Origin of the sequence: Paenibacillus sp. GSMTC-2017 (assembly GCF_016019935.1) — a bacterium.
Taxonomy (GTDB): Bacteria; Bacillota; Bacilli; order Paenibacillales; family Paenibacillaceae; genus Pristimantibacillus.
The window spans coordinates 976,209-999,110 of record NZ_JAECMT010000001.1 but is presented as its reverse complement, the minus strand read 5'-3'; the positions used below and the strand labels follow the sequence as shown (position 1 = coordinate 999,110).

Genomic DNA, 22,902 nt, shown 5'->3' with positions numbered 1-22,902 from the left:
AATTTATATTTTGGTATTGAGTTCCATAAAGATAAGGGGTATTATTGAATTAAAATGAAACAATGTTTCAACTAATGAAACTTAATCAAATATCTTATATTTTAATTTACCAACACATGGTGTGGAAAAGAGTCCGCCACTGTATGGCTAGCAGAGTAAGCAATCATTTTTAGGAAAGTGGTGATCGTATGAGTTATCGTTTTGTTGGTATTCATCATGTTCAGTTAGCGGCTCCTGAAGGTTGTGAGAGTGAAGCGAGACAGTTTTTTGGCGATATGTTGGGTTTTCAAGAAATTGAAAAACCAAAAAGTTTGCAGCCTAGAGGTGGTGTATGGTTTCTTTGTGGAAACCATGAAGTTCATATCGGTGTACAACAACATTTTATACCCGCAAGGAAAGCTCACCTTGCTTTTGAAGTCAGAGGGCTGAATCAGCTCAGAACGAATCTCATTAATCAAGGTGTAGCTATCATTGATGATGAGATCAGGCTAGAGGAAGGTTATCAACGTTTTTTCTTGAATGACCCGTTCGGTAATCGGATGGAGTTTTTGGAGCAAATAGGGTTGAACTCAGAAGGAGCTGACGCGAAATGAACAATAAAGAAAGATTTTCGAACCGTGTAGATGATTATGTGAAGTTTCGTCCTACGTATCCGAAAGAAGCGATAAATTTTTTATATGACGAGGTTGGTTTTAATGCTGATAGTGTTATCGCAGACCTCGGATCTGGAACCGGAATTTTCTCTAAGCTTCTTCTAGATCGAGGAAGTGAAGTTATTGGGATAGAGCCTAATAAAGCGATGGGCGAAGCGGCGATCACCTTTTTGAACGGGGAAGAACGTTACCGCCATATTAGCGGTGCTGCAGAGGAAACAGGAATACCTTCTCATTCGGTCGACTTTATTGTAAGTGCGCAGGCGTACCACTGGTTTGATCGAGAGGCTGCTAAGTTAGAATTTCAACGTATCCTTAAGCCAGGCGGCAAAGTTGTACTGATTTGGAACGTTAGAAAAGAAATAGGTTCTCCGTTTCTAGAGCAATATGAAAACTTGATTCGAACATTTGGCACTGATTATGAGCAGGTTGCCCACAAAAGTGCTGCATTAGATTCATTAAGGCCTTATTTTGCAAAGGATAGCCTTAAATGCGAACAGTTCTGTTATGAGCAATTACTAGACGAAAGAGGACTACGGGGTAGATTGCTGTCCGCATCTTACATTCCAGCAGTAGGGCATCCTAACTATGAACCAATGATCGCTGAATTAAGTAACATTTTTGAGAAATCACAAAAGGGTGGTGTAGTTGTACTCGATTATGTAACTGAACTCTATTGGGGTGAAGTGTAATGGACACTGTTCATGCAGGTTTCATATACGATTATGTAATTACACTTGTGTGGCGAACATTTGTGCTAGTATGCTATGATCTTGCTATACCATCATAAAGGATTGAGCGCTGGCATGGATCTGTTTAATTTTCAGGAAGAGGAAACGCCCAGAGCGCGCTTGTTGGCGGATCGTATGCGCCCGCAGACGCTTGACGAATATATAGGACAAGAACATATAGTGGGACAAGGAAAGTTGCTTAGAAGAGCAATTGAAGGGGATCAAGTGTCATCTATTCTGTTGTATGGCCCTCCAGGCTGCGGAAAGACAACACTTGCCCATATCATTTCGCTGAAAACCGAAGGTGACTTCGTTAAATTAAATGCGGTTGAAGCATCCGTTAAAGATGTTCGAGAAGTCATTGACCGAGCACGAAGCAATAAGACGTTATACGGGAAAAAAACGATATTATTTCTTGATGAGGTACATCGGTTCAATACATCCCGTCAAGATGCACTGCTACCTGCTGTTGAACAAGGCATTATCGTATTCATTGGAGCGACGACTGAAAATCCGTTTCATCATGTGAATGGAGCACTATTATCGCGTTCGACGTTATTTCAACTAGAAGCACTAGAGAAGAAACATTCACTAGATGCGATGCAAAGGGCAATAGCGGACCGTGATCGAGGGTTAGGTTTTATGACGTTGAATGTCGAGGAGGAAGCGTTGGATCATATCGCTGCGATGTCTGGCGGCGATATTAGGCGCTCTCTGAATGCGCTGGAGCTTGCTGCGGTGACGACTCCTTCAGAGCCTGATGGTTCTGTTAAAATTACGCTGGAGGTTGCACAGGAATCTGTAAGAAAGCCTTCTATTCGAGCCGATCAATCGACGCAATACGATGTGTTGTCCGCGTTTCATAAAAGTGTCAGAGGTTCGAGTGATGCGGCGTTATATTGGTTCCTCTATGCAGTAGAGAGACTAGGGATGGACCCGATGACCTTTTTAAGAAGACTCATTGTTGCATGCAGTGAAGATATAGGGCTCGCAAACCCACAAGCAATGGTGCAGGCTGTGACGGCAATGGATGCTTATCATAAGATAGGTTGGCCAGAGGCCAAATACAACATTGCGCAAGCGATCCTATTTGCGGTTGAAAGTCCAAAGTCTAATGCAACAGCCGTTGCCATCGGCAACGTTATGACTTCGATTGAAAGAAGCGGGAACGCTGAAGTTCCGTTGCATCTTCGTGATACACATTACAAGGGTGCATCGGAGCTAGGACATGGAGGATACCAGTATCCACACGACTTTCCTAATCATTATGTGAAGCAGCAATATTTACCCGATCCACTTGCGAAAGTATCTTTCTATAAGCCTTCAGAGCAAGGTATGGAGGATAAAATAAAACAAAATCAACAACGGCGATTGAAATGAAATGGTAACGATTCTGAACGAGGGTGTTCCTAAGCCTGTGGCTTTAGGAACACCCTCGTTTTCTCATTACTATCGCGATATAGCCTTAATTAATCCACTCAGCAACTTGTTCAATCGGCCTGCGTTTTTTTGCTGAAGATTGATGTATTCTGTACCCAAATGCAAGCATGCAAGAAACGCCAAACTCATCGTCATTCAAGTAGCCTTCTGATCGCAGCAAATCTTCAGCCTGTTTTTTGTCAAAGCCTTCGATTGGGCATGAATCAATGCCAATTAATGCCGCAGACGTCATCATATTGCCAAGTGCTATATACGTCTGACGACTAGCCCATTCGAACATAGCTCGCTCATTATCTAGTAGTGCAAAGCCGGTTTTCAAAAATTCGTCATACCAATGAGTCAAGTTTTGAATAACTTCTGGCGGCAGTAAATGCACATCCTTCATCATATATTGTATATGTTCTGAAGATGATTCCATCTGCGACTTTGTTCTGGATAACAAAATGACGAAATGGCTTGCTGTCGACAGCTGGTTTTTCGCACCCCAAGAAAATGATTGTAGTTTTTCGCGAAGTTCAGCATTTTGGACAATAAGAAATTTCCAAGGTTCAAAACCGAATGAACTTGGCGATAATCGGCCAGTTTCTAGTATAAATGCGAAATCTTCTTCACTAATTTTTTTGCTTGAATCAAATTCTTTTGTTGCATGGCGAGCATGAAAAGCTTCTAATATTTGAGGCTTATTTAACATGAATGTCACTCCCTATGTATCGATAGCCTCATTATATTTTATACCTATCAAACACGTAAGTACGCACATTATTGTTAGTTGGTAACCATTTTGATACTAAAGTGCTCCTTATGTGCTATACCCCAATCTCTCATCATCAAAATGATGGGGATTAACGTTTTGCCAAATTCGGTTAGTGAATACTCAACCTTAGGTGGCACTTGCTTATACACTTCACGATGAACAATACCCGCCTCTTCCAAATCTCTAAGTTGTAAGGTGAGAATTCGTTGAGAGATGTTCGGATATATTTTTCTAAACTCGTTAAATCGTTTCGTTCCATCAATAAGATGATACAATAAAACGCCTTTCCACTTACCGCCAATCAGATCAAATGCGTATTCTACCGGGCAGATCACTCTTGAACAATCAGTTGTTATTAGCAACTCGTTCACCTCAATGGTTATTATTGTTATTTTTAGTTTAAAGGGTAGTTAAAGAATGGACAAGATAATATATAATTAGTCCATGGAAAATTAGGTATCAGCTAGGAGGTGTGTAATGATTTATATTGAAACATCGAGATTACAGTTGCGCGACTGGAAAGATACAGATTTAGAGCCATTTAGTCGATTAAATGGGGATAAAGAAGTTATGGCTTACTTTCCAAAAACGTTATCGGTGGAAGAAACTAAATTGTTCTATCAAACCATTACTGATGAGTTTATGCAATGTGGATATGGTTTATATGCGGTAGAAGTTAAAGAAAGCAAAGCGTTTATCGGGTTTATAGGATTTCATAAAGCAATCTTTGAGGCTGATTTCACACCATGTATAGAAATTGGATGGAGACTGAAAAGGGAAGCATGGGGTAACGGTTATGCGACTGAAGGAGCGGCAGCTTGTTTGCAATATGGATTTAATGTATTAGGTTTTAATGATGTATATAGCTTTACAGCCGATATTAATACATCTTCAAAAGGCGTTATGGAGAAAATCGGTATGAGTTATATACGAGATTTCAACCACCCGAAAGTTGAGAAGGATAGTCCTTTGTACAAACATGTTTTATATCATGCTAGAAAAAAATAACAGAGACGTTATAAGTGGTACTAAAAGTAAAGCAGACGAATTCGATGAAAGATAGAAGTCGTCTGTTTTTTAATGTTGTTCTAAAAACTAATCTATTTTAACTAACATTTTCACTCGTTATTCGTTCCTGCTCAGTTTTATTAACTTCACCGTAACTATCAATGAGATAACGGCAATAATAAATAACAGTATCAATTGCACTAGATTAGTAATTGCAAGTGTTTGAAACCAATCATCTTGTGCGAAAGCTTTGTAAATTTTAAATAACATATAGAAGATTGCCGAAAACACTAAGAGATGTACGAATTGGTTAGCTATTTTTCGAATAAAATCGCCCCATTTATAGTGTGTTTATTGAACTATATACTTTTGAATAACTTCCGAACTATCTTTAAGCAAGTCAATAAATTCCGCTAACGAATGCGACATCCACTTCTTCGGATGAATAACCATTTGCAAATCCAACCGAATGTCGGAGTGTTCGAATGGAAGAACTTTAAGTTCCCCTCTACGTATTTCTTCTGCAGCTACCATTTTTGGCAAAAGGGAGATGCCTGAACCCGCCATTACACATCTTTTAATAGCTTCGGGATTACCTAATTCCAAGCCAATTCGATAGGAGATCCGATTAGCCCGTAAAATCTTCTCCAGCATAATACGGTAATTACAACTATCCTCTGTCATAATCCATTCAACGCTACTTAGATGGTCGAGACCTACTTTATCAAGCTTTGATAATGGATGTCCTGGATTGGCTATTAGAACTAAAGGTTCTTCCTTGATCGTTGTCCACTCTAGTGCTGGATCTGATGGTTTATTGTCTAGTATGAGCCCTATATCAAGTTCGCCTTCTCTAACTTTGTTTACTATGTTCGTTTCACGATCTGGCTGAAGTCGGATAACAAGGTCGGGATATTTCTGTCGAATTTGTTGGATTAAAGGCGGAAGATAATAGGCTGCTAACGAATCTATCGTCCCAATCGAAAGAGTTCCTCCACCTTGCTGGGTCAGCGTTTCCTTAGACTGCTGATAAAGATCAAGCATTTGAAGAGCAATCTTCAATAACTCCTCTCCAGCTGATGTTAGACGAAGTCCTCTACCAAATCGCTCAAATAACTGCACATTATAAGCTTTTTCCAACTTCTGAATCTGCGTCGTAACACTGGACTGGGCATAGCCAAGCTCTTCGGCTGCTCGGGTAAAGCTTTGGCGAATGGCAACCTCTCGGAATGTTTGGAAATAGATTAGATCCATCGTTATCCACCTATCAATATTATTGATACTACTCATCATTTATTATAGATAACACTGATTCAAATTACCATGATAATATAAAGTCACTAAAGAACATATGGAGGAAAATGATGCTGAATGAACAGGATCTAAAGGGTATTTATGTACCGGTTGTAACTCCATTTTTACCAAGTACAGAGCTTGATATAGAATCGTATCGGAACTACTTAGGAAAGTTGTTAGAACAAGACATTCAAGGATTAGTTATTAACGGTACGACTGGTGAATCTCCGACGGTTTCTTGGGATGAGGTAGTCGAACTTGTACAGACGACAAAGGCAAGTATGCTGGCTAAGCATAGTCGTATGCCAATTGTTATAGGTACAGGAACAAATGACACAGTCTCTACTGTGAAGCGGACAGAATGGGCAGGACAACTGGGAGCAGATGCTGTCATGGTTATAGTCCCTTATTATAATCGTCCTTCACAAGAAGGTATTATTGAACACTTTAGAAAAGTGGCAGAAGTAGGAGTTCCAGTCATCGCCTATGAGGTTCCTGCCCGTACTGGAGTTCGCTTAACTGCAGATACGACATTAAGAATTATGGAGCTTGACGGGGTTATTGGTTTAAAAGATAGCTCAGGCGGAACGGCACTCGTGTCAGAATTAACAAGCCGCGGTTCTAAACCAGTTCTTTGTGGGGATGACATTTATTTTCATACGATGTTAAGTCAAGGTGCTGCAGGTGGTATCCTTGCATCAGCGAATATAAATACACAAGACTTTATCAATGTGTTTCGTCTTGCGAGCCAAGGTGATTTTAAAGCAGCTAAAAAGGCATTTGATCCGTTGGCTCCATTGATTGCAAAACTATTCCAAGAACCGAACCCAGCACCTTTAAAATGGTTGCTTGCGCAGCAAGGTGTAATTTCGTCTGGCACACTCCGTTTGCCAATGGTTCCGATTACGAAAAGTTTGCAATTGGAATTGGAACAAACGATGCAAAATCTTCTTCATAATGAGAGTTATACAATCAGCACTACTTAACTTATTTTTCTATTTATCTGTCCATTTAAACCGGTGCTTTTTATTTTGGTATTGTTTTTGAAGAAAAAGCCTAAAGTTGCCGATTGGACGATCCCATGGGTACTGCTTGTCGTTGGAGTAGCTGGAGGAATCGTTGTCGTTGGCAATTTGGTACAAGGAATTTTGCAAGGTGTATTGGTCACTGGAGTTACTGTCTTGTCTCATCAACTAATTAAACAATCAGTTAATTAGCAATAAAATCGAAGCCCGCAGACCTTTTGGTTTGCGGGCTTTTAATCTTAAGGGATTAGGTAATAAGGATCAGTGTTATTTCCGACATTATCTCTGTGAGCATTAATTAGAATAGTATAGCTCTCACCAGCATCTACCAGGTATCTCATAGTAACTGGCTCATCATTTCTTACAATAAATGATTGAAGTGATCTTTCGCTATTCCCTTTAAAAACTGATATTACATAAGCCTGTTTATCTGGAGGGTCAAAGTAAGTCCGTTGTTCAGTGTTTGTAATGGCTGTGAACTTAAAAAAATCAAAATCATGTGGGGCGGAGATATAAGCATGAATCTTCGTTTCAGGATAGAAAGGCATGTTATGAGGTACGACGTATGCAGTGTAAGTGAAGTCATTTGGTTCATAAGGATCATGAAGATCAGGATTAAATGCGCTAGTGCTTGTAGTAGTGAATAATAGTGATGCTACTAAAGGTAATGTCAAAAACAACTGTTTAAATTTCATTTTATCCCACCTTTGTAATAATTTAGATTCAATGATATCGTAAGCTAATTAATATTTTTTGTCAATAAATAAATGAATAATTTCTTTAGTAATATAGAAAAAGAATCATATTAATTTCTAATATTTATTAATAAAACACAACTATGCGGTATTTAGTTGCAACATTTTTGAATATTTTTGATAGGCGAAATAAAATCAAAGCCCGCCGACCAATTGGTTAGCGGGCTTTTTTTGTGAAAATTAACTAGTTAATTTGTATTCATTTATTTCAAAGATAAGGATCTTATTATGAATTACATATTCAGTGCGCTTAGTGAATGGACCTTTGTTTTTGTTTTGTTTATTAATTGCGAACTTAGAATAACTTGAACCAGTACTATGTAAGTCGTACCAATCTAAGAAAGCAGTTACTTCTGTCATTGATAGGTCATATTCTTTTTCTACACCATTAGTTAATGTAATAGTTAAGATTGCTCTATCACCACTAGGTTGTGGTTGAACTGGATCTGTTGGAGAATTAGTAAATACTTCTACAGAATCAAGTGTGTATGAAGTGGAAACACCAACTCCACCAAATACAAAGCTTCTATTGTCCACTGTTTGTGCAGTGGAAGATCTTCTTGCAGTCTGCAAAGCAGGTTCATTACTCCATTTGTTTGTGACAGGATTATACTGTTCAACTACTCCAATTGAAATTCCTCCATTAGCTGAATCCGCTCCGCCAATAACCATGATCTTACCATTATTTACTGTGCTACTCGTAAGAATTCGCCCTGTGCCCATATCAGCTTTCTGTGTTATTGAATTTTCCACGGGGTTATACTCATATACTTTTGAAGAATAGCTTTCTGTTGTAGTTGTTCCTCCTAATATATAAATTGAACTTCCAATACTCTCCACTTCTCCATAACTAAATCCCGGTAAGTTTGTGGGTTTAACACTCCATACATTTAGTGCAGGATCGTATTCATCAACATGTTGAACATAATGTCCTGCATTAGTTCCACCCATGATATAAATTTTATTGTTTACGACTGCTGCCGAAAAGTTCCTTCATAGATAGGATCAGCACCAGCGTCCCTTACAGCAGTACAGTTTTTATAATATACTTCCGTTTCAGCAACAGGAGTAGGAGTTGGTTTAGCAGTTGATTTCGGTTTGGCTGTTGGCTTTGCTGTAGGTTTAGCTACAATAAAGAGTATCTTAGTACCGTCGGGATAATCAGTCAGTTGATTTCCAACCCAGCTACCAGATCCTCGGTTATCACTTGATTCCACGTATACAACATCTGCTCCTATACCACCCTCGGCACACATTGCCATAGGCCATCTTCGCGATTATTATCAGCACCCTCGCGATCAATTGTGCAGATATTGGACTCACCTTTTTTGATTGCTGCTATTATGTGCTTAGCAGTATCGGGGTACTTATCACTTGGAAATATGAGTTCATGGTCGTGCTCTTTTTGTTCATTTGTAGGTGCATTTGTAGGACTGGTACTAGCTTGTGTGCTACATGCCGATGTGACTAGCATTACAGCTAATAGTAAACCGTAGATTTTCTTCAAGTTCTTGAGCCTCTTTTAAAATAATTTATGTAATTAATAGTCTACATCAAACTGAGATTATTGGCGATAAGTGGAATTTGAGGGAAGGGTAGAGGCAACAAAAAAACCACCCGAAGGTGGTATGCTTATTAATATTTTGTTTATTATTTATTCAACTCATCTGGAAAATCTTTAGTGCTGATTATCTCTTTAGTTTTTTCATCTTGGACATTAACTGTAATTTTTAATTTTTCATTAGAAACTCCTTCGAATAACTGGTATAAAGATGCCGAGAAAAATAATCCTAATGATGCCATCCCATCAAGGCTACTTTCGTATGCTTCTTTATCTACAATTAATGTAAACTCGGAAAACGATTCGTTATAAGTTACATCTTTAATTGATGTATAATCCACACCATTTTTTAAACTCTCAACGTATTCAATAGTAGTGCCCTTTAGCTCCTTCAACATCTTATTGTATACGGTTTTTGACATTTTGTATGTCAGTGAACCGTCAGCATTTTTAGTGACTTCGCCTACTCCTTTTTCTTTTGCTGCTGCAATTACTTGATCTAAATCTTGTCCATTGAACATGCTAGCAGGTAATGTAACTTCATTGCTTAGTAAACCTTTATCTACTTCAATAGTTTGATCTTTTTCTTTTTCTTCGGTAACTGCAGAAGGTTGAGATTTTACTTCATTTAACACTGTTTTGTTTGTGGTTTGATTTTGTTGTGCGTCTCCACATGCAGACAATAGTAATACAGATGATAATGTTAAAAAATAAATAATTCTTTTCATTACATATCCCCCTATAGTTGGGATAATTTCCCCCAATGTCTTATCATACCAAAATTGGCTATTGGTTTCACCAAAAATTTATGTTCATCCACATCGTAACCCTTCTTCAACGAGTCTGCGATATATTCCGTTTAAAGGTGTTTCCTTATGTTTGGGTTATAGGAAAAGGTGGAAGCGCTGGAGTAAGGTCATTTAAGGTATTTAAAGCAACAGTTGAGGAAATATTTGCGAGGTTAAAAACAAATAGTAGAAGACGAGATATAAAAAAAGGCACCCAATTAGTTAAGGTGACTTACTGTTTGTTTTAATATGGAGCAATACTAAAATTATATAGTGCGGTTGCCGAGTGATCTGAGGATTTTTGTCCTCTTATAAGGAAGTAGAGAGTCGACCCTGCACTTAAACTTCCCTGCATTTGTTCTAGCCCGCCAGGACCGTAATCTGATGCTGATCCAAGAGGTAAAATTTGGCCAGTAGGTAATTTCAACACTATATTTAAATCGTAATTTAGACCAGGTGGAGATTGTAAATATAGTTTATACATGATTTGGCTACCTGTATCATTTGTGTATGAAGTTCGATTAATTATTCTGCTTATGTAGATTGGTTTTAAATCATAAAGGATATGGATAATGATCGGGACAACTAAGCTTCCTGTGACGGAAAACAAGTAACCCATTATCAGTCCAAATAGTAAAGAGTTAATTATACCTTTGAATCCTTTCATGAAATGGCTGAGTCCAAATATGAGTGCTGTAATTATATCCGACCACTCTGGTTGAAAATGAAAGTCACTAATTATAATTTGATACAAGAAACTCCAGTAAATAAACTCTTCGCATATACCTACGGTTATCGAAGGCTAGGTAAGGCCGCCAACTACATCGTGTTGGTGGCCTTTTCTATTTGGTTAAATACCAGTAAATTTGACATTCCACCTCCGTTTCACTACAATATGTAGTGAAACGGAGGTGGAGAAATAAGGATGAGCAACTACAAGGCTGACGGAGAAGGTTTAACACAGTTTTTTGGTGCATTAGAAGCGAAAATTATGCAAATTCTTTGGTCTTCTAAGCCACTAACAATTAAAGAAGTGCAGGCACAATTAGAGCCAGACAAAACAGTAGCATTTAATACAGTCATGACAGTCATGAATCGACTTGTGGAAAAAGGACATTTGCGTAAAGAAGCGAAAGCAAGGAATGGACTGTTTGAGCCAACTCAAACGAAGGATCAATTTCTGGAGGAACAAACAAAAGCGGTTGCAACGGGTTTAATCCAAGAGTTTGGCAATATTGCTGTTTCACAATTTGTAGAAGCAATTGAAGACATCGAACCTTCGTTGCTTGAGCAGCTTGAAAAAAGGTTGCTTGAAGCGAGGGAACGAAGACAAAAATGAAAACTAAAATAAATCCGTCATTCGGGATGATAGTAGCATTTATAGTCGTATCCGTGTTTAGTCTGTCCGTTGTTTTTCAGATGATTATTTACTTCTTACATCACTTCACCAACATCATGTTGCCTTGGTTTACGATGAGTAATATGTCTGAGCATCAGTCCGTTTTAGGGACAAGCATTACAATCGGATTCAGTCTGCTTTTCCTGAGATTAGTTCCTCTATCGCTTTGGAAAATTTATCGTACGCTTCAGTTTAGAAGAGAGATGTTAGCGCAGATAGACAACGAACTAACGACAACCATAAATACGAAATATCCGAATTGCAACAATAAAGTTATCGTTATTCGCGAAGCTAATTTTAAAGCGTTGACAATAGGTTTTTTTAAGCCGATTATCATTATTTCTTCTCAAGTGTTACATGATTTTAACAAACAAGAGCTTGAGTCGATCTTGTTGCATGAATATCATCACGTATTAATGCGTGATCCTTTAAAAAAATACATCGTCGATGTGATGGCAGAGATCGTCTTTTTTGTACCGATAATGAAAAGAATAACAGGTTTTTACCATGCAAAAGCTGAACTACTCGCAGATCGTTACGCGATACAAACGATGAATACGAGTGAGCCGCTCGGTTTCGTTATTTTAAAGTTGGCTAAACTACATGTAACAAAAACAGATTCGCATATTCTCAGCCAATTTACTGAAACAACAAACAATTACCGGATTAGGCAAATACTCGAGCCAGATGGGCAGATTCAAATTCCAATTTGGAAACCTCGAACAGTATTGATTTCGTTAGCGACATTTAGCTTAAATACACTATTGTTTATAAGTTGTGTTAGTAGCAGCTTTTTGTTACACAAGTTTCTATTTTAGAACGGATAATGATGTAAATATAACATAATGGAGTGGATAATTAATGAAGAAGCAGATGATTATATTTGGTATTGCAGCTGCGCTTGTACTCAGTGGTTGTGGTAACGGTAATGGGTCCAATGGTGAAAAAGTAGAGGAAAATATGGGTGGAATGGATCATGGTTCGCACTCTAGCTCGGGAGAAGTTCCTGAAACGTTAGAAGCAGCAAATAATCCGCTTTACCCGGTCGGTAGCCAAGCCTTAATGACTTCGGATCATATGGCTGGTATGAATGGAGCTGAAGCGACGATAGTGGGGGCGTATGCTACAACCGTGTATGCTGTATCTTATACACCTGCATCTGGCGGCGAACGTGTTACCAATCATAAGTGGGTAATCCACGAAGAAATTAAGAACAGAAGTAATGATCCTTATAAGCCAGGTGCGGAAGTTGTTTTGGAAGCGGATCATATGAATGGCATGAAAGACGCTATCGCTATTATTGATACAGCGGAGCAAACGACAGTATATATGGTTGATTACGTACCTACAACAGGTGGCGAAAAAGTTACTAACCATAAATGGGTTACTGAAAGCGAACTTAAAGCTAAGAAGTAACAGATAGTAATTGTACGAATCAAAAAAACCATCAGCTACACACAAATGTGTGGGCTGATGGTTTTTCTATTTTACGCAATAGAAAACATGAGTCCGAAGTAAAGGAACACTGCTGACAACACACCCATCATAAAAGAAGGGATGAGTCGATTTGATCGGTGAGTCCAAATAACACCAGCAATCATAATTAATGCTGCAACAAACATTAATACACTTTCCAATTGGATAGTAAATTGCAACAACATATCTGGACTGAATGAACCTTTATAAATGGCTGTAAAAAGAGGTGATGGTGAAACCGATTGCAACGTTTCTTGCAAATTATGAGGTGGTGATTGTTGCCCCATAATAGCGGTTGCGGCAAGAACAAGCAGGGCAATAATACTTTCAATTTTTAGCCATCGCTTCGGATTAAAGTCGCTATTTAACTTAGCCGCTCGCTTGTAGCCGAATCCATTCGTATACGCAAATAAGAGTAGCGGCAAGATGAGCACATGTTTAATAAGTAACATTTGACCATAAGGAATCATCCAAGCGTTAACATATTGTGGAGTAGTAAAGGTCATCAAAGTGAACCCTGCAATTAAAGTAATAAGTACAGATATAATTGCAACTGGGGAGAACCATTTAAGAAATGGAGTCCAATTGTTTTCATCCTTCGCAAACCAGCTAACCACAAATAATATACCGATCCAGACGCTGAAACCGAGGAAATGCAACGTATGTACGACTATCCCTTTAAAGGAACTTAATGCAGAAGCGTGACTTGCATAACCTAACCAGACGATGAGTAAAAGAGTAACAAATAACGCGACTTTCGGCGTATGTTTGTCGTTGCGGAATGATTTTAAACCAAGTAGAACTGCAAGTCCGATTGAACCAACAGTTGTCCAAATCCAAGCTTTTCCTGAGTTCACTTCTAGCAATAAACTCTTCATCATGTCCACATAGGACATCTCAAATTCTTTCGCAAATAACTGAGCGAGCTTATGTAGTGGCACGAAGGACAATATAGGAATTGCTATGGCACATGCAAGCAATAACGTATTTGGCACATGTACTGCAGGCCTTGCATGCTCCGGCACAAGCCGAAGCAGCAAAGATCCCACTAAAATTGCAAAGCTAATGTAAAGCAGTCCTTCACTTAAATAAATCATTATTTGCGCCTCCGAAGCAGCACAACAATGACAGCCGCAACAACGATAATACCACCTATAATGAAGAGTAGATTAGCATTAGACTTACTCTCTTCTTTAAGATCAGCAGGTGACTTTGTTGGCACAGGTGCAACTGTCGCTTCTGGTGAAGGAGTTGCAGTAGGTTCTGGGCTTGTAACATTTGCTGAAGCTTCTGGTGAAGGTTCTACAGCTACAGGAGCATTTACAGTAAAGGAGTAATCTCCTTTTACAGAATGTCCGTCTGCTCCAATAATCGTCCATTTAACCGTATACGTTCCGTTTTCAAGCGGGTCAGCTAGTGAACCCTTCATAGTTGAACCGTCTACTTCTGCTTTACCTGTCTCGATTTGATCCCCAGCAGCATTGTGTAACTTAAAGTTGCTAAGAGATTCGATTTTTGTATCGAAGCTCATTTCAATAGATGTCGGAGATACTTCAACAGTAGAGTCCTTAGCAGGTACAGCTGTTTCAAGTTTGGAATGAGCCATAACAGCTCCCGGAATAAGAAGGACCAAAGTTAATACCATAAATACAATTCGTTTCATCATAAAAAACGCCACCTTTCAATTGTTGCGAACATTCGTTATTTATTGACATTCACTTTTAGTATTATATCAAACTTGTACAGGGGTAGGTTTCTTATACGTGAGCATTTCGTTGCGGAGTTATGAACATTTCTTGAATGGAGCAAATCAAAAGAAAGTGCTTCTATTCTTGTCACATCACGCATAAAGGTTAAGCTCTTATGAATATGAATACATATGATTAACTACACAAAGCTTCTTTAGAAGTTTTGTTTTCAAAAGGGAGGTGCACCTGTTGTCGCTTGGTCTGCTTATTGGACACGATTGACAGGGATGCGTTGGGTGAACTTTTTCCACTGGGCTTTTCGGTGTTAGTTGCGCTTATGCTGATTGGAATAAACGGTTTTTTTGTAGTTGCAAAGTATGCGCTCATGAGAGCGAAAGTGAATCGAATTCAGCTTATCGCTGCAGGGGACGTAATAAGGATGAAGCTTGCAATAGGGATGCTGAGCAGTGTTGACCCGTATTTATCCATTTGCCAGCTCGGTATAACGATATCGTCGTTAGCAATTGGCTGGATTGGAGCTAGTATAGCTTCGAAATGGGTCGTAGATTGGCTTATCCTACTAAACATAATGAGTAGTGAAGTAACGTTTTTTGTATCGTTTATAGGGGTATTCGGTTTGATAACTTGTCTTCATCTCATTATGGGAGAACTTGTGCCTAAGACAATAGCAATCGTTTATTCGGAAAAAATTACACTCGTTATCTCAAAACCATTTTACATGATTTATAAGATACTTTCACCTTGTATACGTTTGGTTGATAGAATCACAAAATATGTGTTAAAGAGATTTGGAATGGAACCAGTAAAGGAACAGGAAACCGCAAATACGGAGGAGGATTTACGAAATCTTCTGAAAGAAAGTCATCAGCGGGGTTATATTAACCAAACCGAGCTTACGCTCGTCGACAATATTTTTGAATTCACCGAAACAACAGCCCGCGAAGTAATGATCCCCCGTACAGAAATGATTTGTCTGCAAACGAATTTATCCCTACACGCCAATAAATCGATAGCCATTCAATATATGAGAACAAGATATCCTGTCTGCGAAAATGATAAAGATAACATTGTTGGTTTTGTTCATATAAAAGATTTACTTAAACATACTGCGCAGAGTGTTGCAGATATTTCTACGCTCATGAGACCAATTACGTCGGTTCCGGAAACGATTCCAATCAGTACACTGCTCCGGCTTATGCAAGTAAAGAAGACACAGATTGCTATTCTAATCGATGAATATGGTGGAACGTCTGGTTTAGTTACTCTAGAGGATATTATGGAGGAAATTGTGGGGGACATCCAGGATGAATTTGATCCTGATGTTGCAAGTATCGTGAAGCGGGAAGATGGTACATTTTCAGTTAGTGGGCTCATGTTAATCGAAGAAATAAATAGTTTCTTCGGGACTACAATTGAGACGGACGAATACGATACCATTGGCGGCTTAATGTATGCTCGTATGCACTTTCCGCCACTCTATAATTATCCGATATATAAGGAAGGTGCATATGAATTCCAGATCGAGGAAATGCAACATTTGCGAATTACACGTATCCGAATCAAGTGTGTTGCCGAGATAGAACAACTAGTACATGAAAATGAACATAACAAAGGGCTCAAGGGAAACGACCAATTTCCTAGTTGAGCCCTTTGTTATTTCGTTAAATCTAACTAGTCACTTCAGAAGAAATTTTGTTGACGATATCAATAGTACCGCCGCCAAGACAAACTTCACCATCATAGAGGACAACTGCTTGCCCCGGTGTAACAGCTTTCTGTGGCTTATCAAATACGATATCTGCACCGCCATCTGATTGTATCGTCACAGTAACGCCTTGATCCGGCTGACGATAACGGAATTTAGCATGGCACCTGAAAGTTTCACCAATCTCGCGAGGAACAATCCAGTTCATGCCACTTGCAATCAAACTCTCTGAGTAGAGGCTGTGATGGGTTTCACCCTGAACAACGTAAAGAATATTGTTCTCTAGATCTTTGTCTGCGACGAACCATGGTTCGCCAGAACCTGTACCAGAACCGCCGATTCCAAGTCCTTGACGTTGGCCGAGTGTATAGTACATAAGACCGTCGTGACGAGCTTTTTTCTCGCCAGTACGAATGTCGACCATATCACCTGATTTAGCTGGTAGAAAACCGCTAAGAAACTCTTTGAAGTTGCGTTCGCCGATGAAACAAACGCCTGTGCTGTCCTTTTTCTTCGCTGTGTACAAGCCAGCCTCTTCTGCTATTCTGCGAACTTCCGGCTTCGGCAAATGTCCAATTGGAAACATTGCTTTAGCTAATTGCGTCTGATTAAGTGCACTAAGGAAATACGTTTGGTCTTTGTTCGTATCTATACCGCGTAGAAGTCTAGTCGTACCGTCTTCATCGCGCTCAACGCGAGCGTAATGTCCAGTTGCCAAATAATCGGCGTCTAGCTCCAGAGCTTTATTTAGGAAGTCGCCAAACTTAATCTCCCGATTGCACATAACGTCTGGATTTGGTGTACGTCCCCGCTTATATTCATCTAGGAAATAGGTGAATACTTTATCGAAATATTGCCGTTCGAAATTAACGGTATAATAAGGAATGCCAATCTGGTCGCATACACGGCGGACATCTTCGGAGTCCTCCTCCGCAGTGCAATGACCGAACTCGTCGGTATCATCCCAATTTTTCATAAATATGCCGATTACATCATAACCCTGCTGCTTTAGAAGCAATGCAGTAACTGAAGAATCGACACCCCCCGACATCCCAACGACGACGCGGGTTTCAGCGTTTGATTTTTTCACCTGTACCACCACCTAGTTGATTGAAACTGACCTTATTGTACCATAGGACAAGAAGTTTTTCATGAAGATATGAACCTTTTTGCACACGGCGCATGGACAATATGTTAACATAGATGGATAATGGGAATACAGTGAATTAAAAAGAGAGGTGCTACCTTGAAAATATCAACGAAGGGCCGTTACGGTCTTACAATCATGATGGAGCTTGCAATGAAATTTGGAGAAGGCCCAATCTCTCTAAAAAGTATTGCTGAGAAAAACCAACTTTCTGAACATTATCTGGAGCAATTAGTAGCTCCACTTCGCAACGCAGGGTTAGTGAAAAGTATTCGAGGCGCTTACGGCGGCTACATCTTATCTAAAGAGCCGTCCCAAATTACGTCAGGCGATATTATTCGTATTTTGGAGGGGCCAATCTCACCTGTAGATTTTACAGAAGAGGATGACCCGGCAAAACGTAATCTTTGGCTACGTATTCGTGATAGCATCGCAGAAGTATTAGACTCGACAACGTTAGAAAACATGATTGTTTACAAAGAAGAAGAGAAGAAGGATAGCTATATGTTTTACATTTAGAAGGGACAGTTTCCTGTTCTTTTAAAGTTATTAACAAGTAAGCCTGCCCGTGACTATATTGCGGATAGGCTTATTTTGTGTTTTTACATCCATTAGCATATCGGAATTAAAATTTGTGAGCATGGTAATAACGGGAAGTTAATGTGCAAAAAAAAAGCCCGCTGACTTTTAATCGTCAGCGGGCGAATGGATGGGTGTTATTTAACTTTCCAAATAACTTCCCCAGTTTTTATTGGATCTTTAAAAATTAACTCTAATCCTTTAACGTCCGTTGGCACTTCATAAGCGATCTGACCGCTTAATTTACGTCCTGCTCCTACGGAACCATCAAGTTGATTTTTTACAGCAGTAGTTATAGCAACATTGTAAGTGTATCCGCCGTCATCAACCATTTCGAAATGCATCATAGATGAAATGACTTCTTCCGTGTCACCTTTATTCTCAACTGTAATATCTACTATTTTATAAACGTTTCCTTCCGCTGGTTTAATAAAGTCATCACCTGTAGAGTCTTTCACATCATTTAATGTGATCTCCAAGTTGTCGTATTTAATTGTTTCTCCAATTTTATAAACTTCAACTTTTGGAGCTTCAGATGCTGCTGGTGCCGCAGTAGCAGTAGCGGTAGTAGCAGTAGTAGAGTCAGCGTTTTTCGATACTGGTTCGATATTAGCTTCCGCACAACCTGTTAGAGCTATAACCAGTACAAGACTAAGCACCCACTTCATTTTAGTATTAGACTTAATAAAACCCATTTTAAAAACCCCATTTCGATTAATTTAGACCAATACTACTACGGATATCCAAAATATCCAATAGATTCGACAATAATAGACAAATAAAGACAAAATAACTGTTTCTAAAATATGGATTTTAGTATTAAAAACAGCGCTATTTCGACAATAAGAGGTAATTAGTATGACGGGCTTTTAACTTATTTAAATTCTGATCGTGCCTCTTCAAAAGCAACCATTAGTGCCTCAGATTCATCTTCGGATGAGAATGCCCAGCTCATTTTTCCTTCTAAGATATATACAATAACCTCTTTGTTGTTATCATCCCGTATTAAAGTAAGTGAATCAGCTTTTTTGTTGTCTGTCGGTTCAATTGTTTCAATTACTTTTGGGTTTACAAATTGCTGATTACTGGATAATACTTCTGTAACTATCTGGTATGCGGCTTTACTATCCGCATGAATTTTTTCCTCTACATATTTTTTCTTAGTTTCCTCATCAGATCCGTTAATAAAGACGGTTACGTGCTCAAGCGCAAGTTTCTCAGCAGCGGCAAGCTCTTCTACAGATTGTTTTGCTTTAGCATTTGTCGAAGTGGATGTCTTACTTGCAGGATCAACTGTTTCATAAGAATTACTGCAGCCTGCTACAAGTGTTAATGCTAACAATGATGCCAAAAGAATGTTTTTTCTCAACTAAATTCTCCTCCAATTTTCGGTGCTAATTATTTTATATGACCTTATACCCTAAATAGTACCAAATAATTATAAATTATTCGACAGGATATTTGCAGTCATACTATATTTCTCCATCAACAATAGGTCGAATACTAGAGTTTTTTGTATGGATTTTTGGAGATGGAAATTGTGGAAACACCATACGTAGTGCGGGTTCTTGACGGGTGTGCTATACTCTTTTAGGTACTATAAAATAAATTTAGCAACCTCGTTAAAGGGTGAATAATAATGAATAAATATTATTTCGATCATGCTGCTACAACACCTATGCATCCCGAAGTCATCAAGACGATGGTTGAACTGATGCAAGGTCCTGGCGGTAATGGCTCTAGCATTCACGCGTACGGACGAGCAGCTAAAGGAGAGCTTAGTCGTGCGCGTGATCTTATTTCGAGTGCCATTGGCTGTAATTCTACAGAATTGATGTTTACTTCTGGAGGTACAGAGAGTGATAATACCGCTTTAATTGGAGCGGCAAGGGCACAGCGAAGAAAAGGGAAGTCGCATATTATAACTGCTGCAACAGAGCATCATGCTGTGTTGCATACATGCGAGTGGTTGAAGGAGAAGGAAGGTTTTACATTAACTGTGCTTCCTGTAGACAGTGAAGGGCGAGTAGATCCTGTTCATGTAAAAGACGCGCTGAGACCAGATACTGCGATTGTAAGCATCATGCATGGAAACAATGAAGTAGGAACTATTCAACCAATAGAGGAAATTGGTGAAGTCGTTCATGCGGGAGATGCACTGTTTCATGTTGATGCTGTTCAAACGTTAGCCTATGTGAAGTATCAGCTCAAAGAGCTTCCGGTTGATTTGATGAGCTTTTCTGCGCACAAAATTAACGGTCCGCAAGGTGTTGGGGCTTTGTATATAGCTGCTGGAACACCATTTGAATCCATGCAACAAGGTGGATTACAAGAAAGAAAACGTCGTGCTGGCACTGAAAATGTAGCAGGAATTGCTGGATTTGCGAAAGCACTTGACATTTGTGTGAACGATCGTACAAATAAGCAACTTTTTATAGATTCACTTCGTAAGAGATGGGTAGAGTCGCTCAAGGAAACTATTGTTGATGTGGATCTGGTCGTAAACGGCCACGATACATTCTGCTTGCCTCATATTGTCAATATTAGCTTCATTGGTGTACATACAGAATCAATGTTGATGAATTTGGATATGGCGGGTATTGCAGCAGCAAGTGGTTCTGCTTGTACGTCAGGTTCACTCGAAAAGTCACATGTACTACGCGCAATGGACCTGTCACAAGAAAGACTGAACTCTGCAGTAAGATTTAGCTTTGGTTTGGGGAATACTTTGGAGGAATTAGAAGAAGCTGCTCCGATCGTTGCACGTATCGTGAGTCGCATTCGTACTAGAAATTAGGAGGATTCCATCCAAAGTGATTAAACTCCAAGGGCTAATAGGTCTGCCGGTCATCGTTATTCACTCCGGCAAAGTTGTCGGTACGGTGAAGGATGCTTGGTTTGATGAGCATTGGGGCTTAAATGGGCTCATACTCGAATTTGCGAAGTGGTTCGCAACCTCTATACGAGTAGTGCAATGGAGTGACGTCCTAAGCTGCGGAGAGGACGCAATCATTATTGCAAGCGAAGAAGCTGTATTGGCCATTAAACCGAAGCAGGTAGGACGAGCTTTTTACACTGGTATCGTGAAATTAAAAGATTTACCGGTCGTCACAGTGCAAGGACTACATCTTGGTTTGCTATCAGATGTTTATTTTTACCCATTTCAGGGTACACAAATAGTAGGCTATGAGCTTACTGACGGTTTTGTTTCGGATCTGATGGAGGGCCGTAAATGGCTGAAAGCGCCGAGTGATCCGGATATGGTATTACTCGGGGAAGACGCGATTATTGTTCCTGCTGTCAGTGAAGCGGAATTGGAGCCTGTCGCAGCTTCCAATTTCAGAGAATAGGGAGAAATGTATAATGATGAGATGTCCGAATTGTAATTCAAAAGATATAGGTAAGATTGGTTCCCATCAATTTTATTGCTGGGGTTGCTTCATAGAGCTATCGGTGAATGGTGAGAAGATGTCGGTGTACCAGGTGGAAGAGGATGGTACGCTCAGCTCGCTGGATGATCTCTTTTTCGATGAGGAAATACCAACAACAGAAGCTCATATGAACTGACTATATACAACATGAATATATAACCCAAAGACGGCCTTAGGTCGTCTTTTTTTTCCGTTAGTAACATGTATAACTGTATTTTTGTTTTGGAGAAAAAAGTTTTTTGATATGTGGTGAAAATGGATAAGGTTGAAGGATGAATGGTACAACTTGTACATATACTGAACTAGGATTGCTAAGACTTTGCGCCTAGCGCGAGTTGAAAGTTCGGGGGTGCAAGGGAATGGAACGTTTTACGAAAAATCGGTTGTTTGTTTGGCTCATTTATTTCATATTAGGTCTTATCGCGATCTTCTTCTTAATGCAGTTGAAACCTATAATTGTGTCCATATATGATTTTCTCAAAGCAGTGTTAGGTCCTTTTATTATCGCTATGATCATTTCGTATGTGCTTAATCCTATCGTAACTCTACTGCATGAACGTAAAGTACCAAGGACGATAGCTGTATTGCTCATTTACGCAGTATTTTGTGCGGCGATTACGGTGTTGCTAGTCAATATAATTCCGATGTTTGTTAATCAAGTGCAGGAGCTCAATCAACATATTCCAGAATTGTCGATGCGAGCGCAAAACCTCGTAACAGATATTAATAATACGTCATTTCTGCCAGAGAGCTTCCGTGATGGTGTTGATAAAGCGTTAGTTGGGATGGAGAAGAGGATTTCAGAGGCGTTATTCGACTTCGTTAACAATATCGGTAAAGTACTTAGCGTAGTGTTTATCGCGTTTATTATTCCATTCCTTGCTTTCTATATATTGAAGGATTTTGATGTGTTTGAGCGAACCGTTATTACTTACGTGCCTAAGTCACATCGTAAAAACACGGTAAGACTTATGAAGGATATCGACCACGCACTCGGGAGTTATATCCGAGGGCAATTTCTCGTTTGTCTGATCGTAGGTATACTAGCTTACTGTGGTTATTTGCTCATTGGTATGCCTTATGCACTTCTGCTTGCAGGAATCGTTGCCATTACTAATGTTATTCCCTATATGGGGCCGTTTTTTGGAGCAGCGCCCGCACTGTTAATGGCTTCAACCGTTTCTTTAAAAATGATGATCCTTGTAGCGGTCGTAAATACGATTTGTCAAATTTTAGAAGGGAACGTCATCTCGCCTCAAGTCGTTGGAAGAACACTTCATATGCATCCGTTGCTCATCATCTTTGCATTGCTCGTAGGTGGAGAGATTGCGGGCATTGTTGGTATGATTCTTGCAGTTCCGATCTTTGCAGCTTGTAAAGTTATCGTGCAGCATATGTTTGCGTATTACGTACGGCGAAAGATCATTTGACAGCCTCATAGAGGG

At 39.4% G+C, this 22,902-nt stretch carries 27 protein-coding genes and 1 pseudogene; 15 read left to right on the top strand and 13 right to left on the bottom strand.

All coding sequences use genetic code 11. The features are described from left to right. Positions 1-188 precede the first annotated feature (188 nt). The 3 genes from I6N90_RS04705 (at position 189) to I6N90_RS04695 (ending at position 2,764) form a co-directional block, all read left to right on the top strand. Positions 189-593 (top strand): VOC family protein, encoded by a 405-nt coding sequence (locus tag I6N90_RS04705; RefSeq protein ID WP_197934309.1) that lies wholly within the window; start codon positions 189-191, stop codon positions 591-593. Beyond that, complete coding sequence (locus I6N90_RS04700; RefSeq protein WP_197934308.1) at positions 590-1,345, top strand: class I SAM-dependent methyltransferase; 756 nt, start codon at positions 590-592, stop codon at positions 1,343-1,345. The genes I6N90_RS04705 and I6N90_RS04700 overlap by 4 nt, the downstream gene beginning before the upstream one ends. Before the next feature lie 114 nt (positions 1,346-1,459). Further along, complete coding sequence (locus I6N90_RS04695) at positions 1,460-2,764, top strand: replication-associated recombination protein A (RefSeq protein WP_197934815.1); 1,305 nt, start codon at positions 1,460-1,462, stop codon at positions 2,762-2,764. An 85-nt stretch (positions 2,765-2,849) separates the two neighbouring features. Here the strand turns inward: I6N90_RS04695 and I6N90_RS04690 are convergent, their stop codons facing one another. Further along, on the bottom strand, positions 2,850-3,515 hold the full coding sequence (locus I6N90_RS04690; RefSeq protein ID WP_197934307.1) for an NAD(P)H-dependent oxidoreductase: 666 nt from the start codon (positions 3,513-3,515) through the stop codon (positions 2,850-2,852). A gap of 74 nt (positions 3,516-3,589) precedes the next feature. Beyond that, positions 3,590-3,949, bottom strand: a complete 360-nt coding sequence (locus I6N90_RS04685) for a winged helix-turn-helix transcriptional regulator (protein ID WP_332262397.1) — start codon at positions 3,947-3,949, stop codon at positions 3,590-3,592. 106 nt (positions 3,950-4,055) lie between these two features. Between I6N90_RS04685 and I6N90_RS04680 the strand changes: the two genes are divergently transcribed. Beyond that, positions 4,056-4,586 carry a GNAT family N-acetyltransferase gene (locus I6N90_RS04680; RefSeq protein WP_197934306.1) on the top strand — a complete coding sequence of 177 codons (531 nt, stop codon included), beginning with the start codon at positions 4,056-4,058 and terminating at the stop codon, positions 4,584-4,586. Between the two features lie 351 nt (positions 4,587-4,937). Here I6N90_RS04680 and I6N90_RS04675 read toward each other — a convergent pair whose 3' ends face one another. Further along, the gene (locus I6N90_RS04675) at positions 4,938-5,840 is read right to left on the bottom strand and encodes a LysR family transcriptional regulator (RefSeq protein WP_197934305.1); all 903 of its coding nucleotides are present in this window, start codon (positions 5,838-5,840) and stop codon (positions 4,938-4,940) included. Between the two features lie 110 nt (positions 5,841-5,950). On the opposite strand from I6N90_RS04675, the gene dapA reads away from it, so the two are divergent. Both dapA and I6N90_RS04665 read left to right on the top strand, forming a co-directional pair. Continuing rightward, positions 5,951-6,868: a 4-hydroxy-tetrahydrodipicolinate synthase gene (gene dapA / locus I6N90_RS04670; protein ID WP_197934304.1), complete on the top strand. Its 918-nt coding sequence runs from the start codon at positions 5,951-5,953 to the stop codon at positions 6,866-6,868. Between the two features lie 33 nt (positions 6,869-6,901). After that, positions 6,902-7,099 (top strand): phage holin family protein, encoded by a 198-nt coding sequence (locus tag I6N90_RS04665; RefSeq protein WP_332262396.1) that lies wholly within the window; start codon positions 6,902-6,904, stop codon positions 7,097-7,099. 47 nt (positions 7,100-7,146) lie between these two features. Here I6N90_RS04665 and I6N90_RS04660 read toward each other — a convergent pair whose 3' ends face one another. The 5 genes and pseudogenes from I6N90_RS04660 to I6N90_RS25395 all read right to left on the bottom strand — a co-directional run bounded on the left by I6N90_RS04660 (position 7,147) and on the right by I6N90_RS25395 (position 10,795). Further along, positions 7,147-7,602, bottom strand: coding sequence for a hypothetical protein (locus tag I6N90_RS04660; RefSeq protein ID WP_197934303.1), 456 nt, complete (start codon positions 7,600-7,602; stop codon positions 7,147-7,149). 240 nt (positions 7,603-7,842) lie between these two features. After that, the gene (locus tag I6N90_RS04655) at positions 7,843-8,613 is read right to left on the bottom strand and encodes a Kelch repeat-containing protein (protein WP_197934812.1); all 771 of its coding nucleotides are present in this window, start codon (positions 8,611-8,613) and stop codon (positions 7,843-7,845) included. 173 nt (positions 8,614-8,786) lie between these two features. Further along, a pseudogene (locus I6N90_RS24650) lies at positions 8,787-9,136 on the bottom strand (excalibur calcium-binding domain-containing protein); the annotation flags it as partial. 176 nt (positions 9,137-9,312) lie between these two features. Then, positions 9,313-9,951, bottom strand: a complete 639-nt coding sequence (locus I6N90_RS04645) for a hypothetical protein (RefSeq protein WP_197934302.1) — start codon at positions 9,949-9,951, stop codon at positions 9,313-9,315. Positions 9,952-10,255: 304 nt separating this feature from the next. Next, positions 10,256-10,795 (bottom strand): CPBP family intramembrane glutamic endopeptidase, encoded by a 540-nt coding sequence (locus I6N90_RS25395; RefSeq protein WP_442950941.1) that lies wholly within the window; start codon positions 10,793-10,795, stop codon positions 10,256-10,258. A gap of 141 nt (positions 10,796-10,936) precedes the next feature. Between I6N90_RS25395 and I6N90_RS04635 the strand changes: the two genes are divergently transcribed. The 3 genes from I6N90_RS04635 to I6N90_RS04625 are packed head-to-tail and all read left to right on the top strand — an operon-like array spanning position 10,937 to position 12,826. Further along, on the top strand, positions 10,937-11,350 hold the full coding sequence (locus I6N90_RS04635; protein ID WP_232242527.1) for a BlaI/MecI/CopY family transcriptional regulator: 414 nt from the start codon (positions 10,937-10,939) through the stop codon (positions 11,348-11,350). Then, positions 11,347-12,228, top strand: a complete 882-nt coding sequence (locus tag I6N90_RS04630; RefSeq protein ID WP_197934301.1) for a M56 family metallopeptidase — start codon at positions 11,347-11,349, stop codon at positions 12,226-12,228. The genes I6N90_RS04635 and I6N90_RS04630 overlap by 4 nt, the downstream gene beginning before the upstream one ends. Before the next feature lie 43 nt (positions 12,229-12,271). Then, a complete protein-coding gene (locus tag I6N90_RS04625) occupies positions 12,272-12,826 on the top strand; it encodes a YdhK family protein (protein WP_197934300.1) in 555 nt (184 codons plus the stop codon). A 71-nt stretch (positions 12,827-12,897) separates the two neighbouring features. On the opposite strand, the gene I6N90_RS04620 is transcribed toward I6N90_RS04625, so the two are convergent. Further along, positions 12,898-13,983 carry a copper resistance D family protein gene (locus tag I6N90_RS04620; RefSeq protein WP_197934299.1) on the bottom strand — a complete coding sequence of 362 codons (1,086 nt, stop codon included), beginning with the start codon at positions 13,981-13,983 and terminating at the stop codon, positions 12,898-12,900. Beyond that, the gene (locus tag I6N90_RS04615; protein WP_197934298.1) at positions 13,983-14,552 is read right to left on the bottom strand and encodes a copper resistance CopC family protein; all 570 of its coding nucleotides are present in this window, start codon (positions 14,550-14,552) and stop codon (positions 13,983-13,985) included. The genes I6N90_RS04620 and I6N90_RS04615 overlap by 1 nt, the downstream gene beginning before the upstream one ends. 314 nt (positions 14,553-14,866) lie before the next feature. Here I6N90_RS04615 and I6N90_RS04610 point away from each other — a divergent pair, with 314 nt between their 5' ends. Beyond that, entirely contained in the window at positions 14,867-16,240 is a 1,374-nt protein-coding gene (locus I6N90_RS04610; RefSeq protein ID WP_232242526.1) for a hemolysin family protein, read from the top strand. A gap of 22 nt (positions 16,241-16,262) precedes the next feature. Here I6N90_RS04610 and mnmA read toward each other — a convergent pair whose 3' ends face one another. Continuing rightward, complete coding sequence (gene mnmA, locus I6N90_RS04605; protein ID WP_197934297.1) at positions 16,263-17,390, bottom strand: tRNA 2-thiouridine(34) synthase MnmA; 1,128 nt, start codon at positions 17,388-17,390, stop codon at positions 16,263-16,265. A 156-nt stretch (positions 17,391-17,546) separates the two neighbouring features. Between mnmA and cymR the strand changes: the two genes are divergently transcribed. Continuing rightward, positions 17,547-17,966, top strand: a complete 420-nt coding sequence (gene cymR / locus I6N90_RS04600) for a cysteine metabolism transcriptional regulator CymR (RefSeq protein ID WP_197934296.1) — start codon at positions 17,547-17,549, stop codon at positions 17,964-17,966. A 197-nt stretch (positions 17,967-18,163) separates the two neighbouring features. Here cymR and I6N90_RS04595 read toward each other — a convergent pair whose 3' ends face one another. Together I6N90_RS04595 and I6N90_RS04590 are read right to left on the bottom strand one after the other, a co-directional pair. Continuing rightward, the gene (locus I6N90_RS04595) at positions 18,164-18,721 is read right to left on the bottom strand and encodes a DUF4352 domain-containing protein (protein WP_197934295.1); all 558 of its coding nucleotides are present in this window, start codon (positions 18,719-18,721) and stop codon (positions 18,164-18,166) included. A gap of 179 nt (positions 18,722-18,900) precedes the next feature. Continuing rightward, positions 18,901-19,395 carry a hypothetical protein gene (locus I6N90_RS04590; protein ID WP_197934294.1) on the bottom strand — a complete coding sequence of 165 codons (495 nt, stop codon included), beginning with the start codon at positions 19,393-19,395 and terminating at the stop codon, positions 18,901-18,903. 270 nt (positions 19,396-19,665) lie between these two features. Here I6N90_RS04590 and I6N90_RS04585 point away from each other — a divergent pair, with 270 nt between their 5' ends. From I6N90_RS04585 to I6N90_RS04570, 4 genes are all read left to right on the top strand, one after another. Then, on the top strand, positions 19,666-20,823 hold the full coding sequence (locus I6N90_RS04585) for a cysteine desulfurase family protein (protein ID WP_197934293.1): 1,158 nt from the start codon (positions 19,666-19,668) through the stop codon (positions 20,821-20,823). A gap of 16 nt (positions 20,824-20,839) precedes the next feature. After that, positions 20,840-21,376 (top strand): PRC-barrel domain-containing protein, encoded by a 537-nt coding sequence (locus tag I6N90_RS04580; protein ID WP_197934292.1) that lies wholly within the window; start codon positions 20,840-20,842, stop codon positions 21,374-21,376. A gap of 13 nt (positions 21,377-21,389) precedes the next feature. Continuing rightward, a complete protein-coding gene (locus tag I6N90_RS04575) occupies positions 21,390-21,593 on the top strand; it encodes a hypothetical protein (protein WP_197934291.1) in 204 nt (67 codons plus the stop codon). 223 nt (positions 21,594-21,816) lie between these two features. Then, positions 21,817-22,887: an AI-2E family transporter gene (locus I6N90_RS04570; protein ID WP_197934290.1), complete on the top strand. Its 1,071-nt coding sequence runs from the start codon at positions 21,817-21,819 to the stop codon at positions 22,885-22,887. Positions 22,888-22,902: the final 15 nt, after the last annotated feature.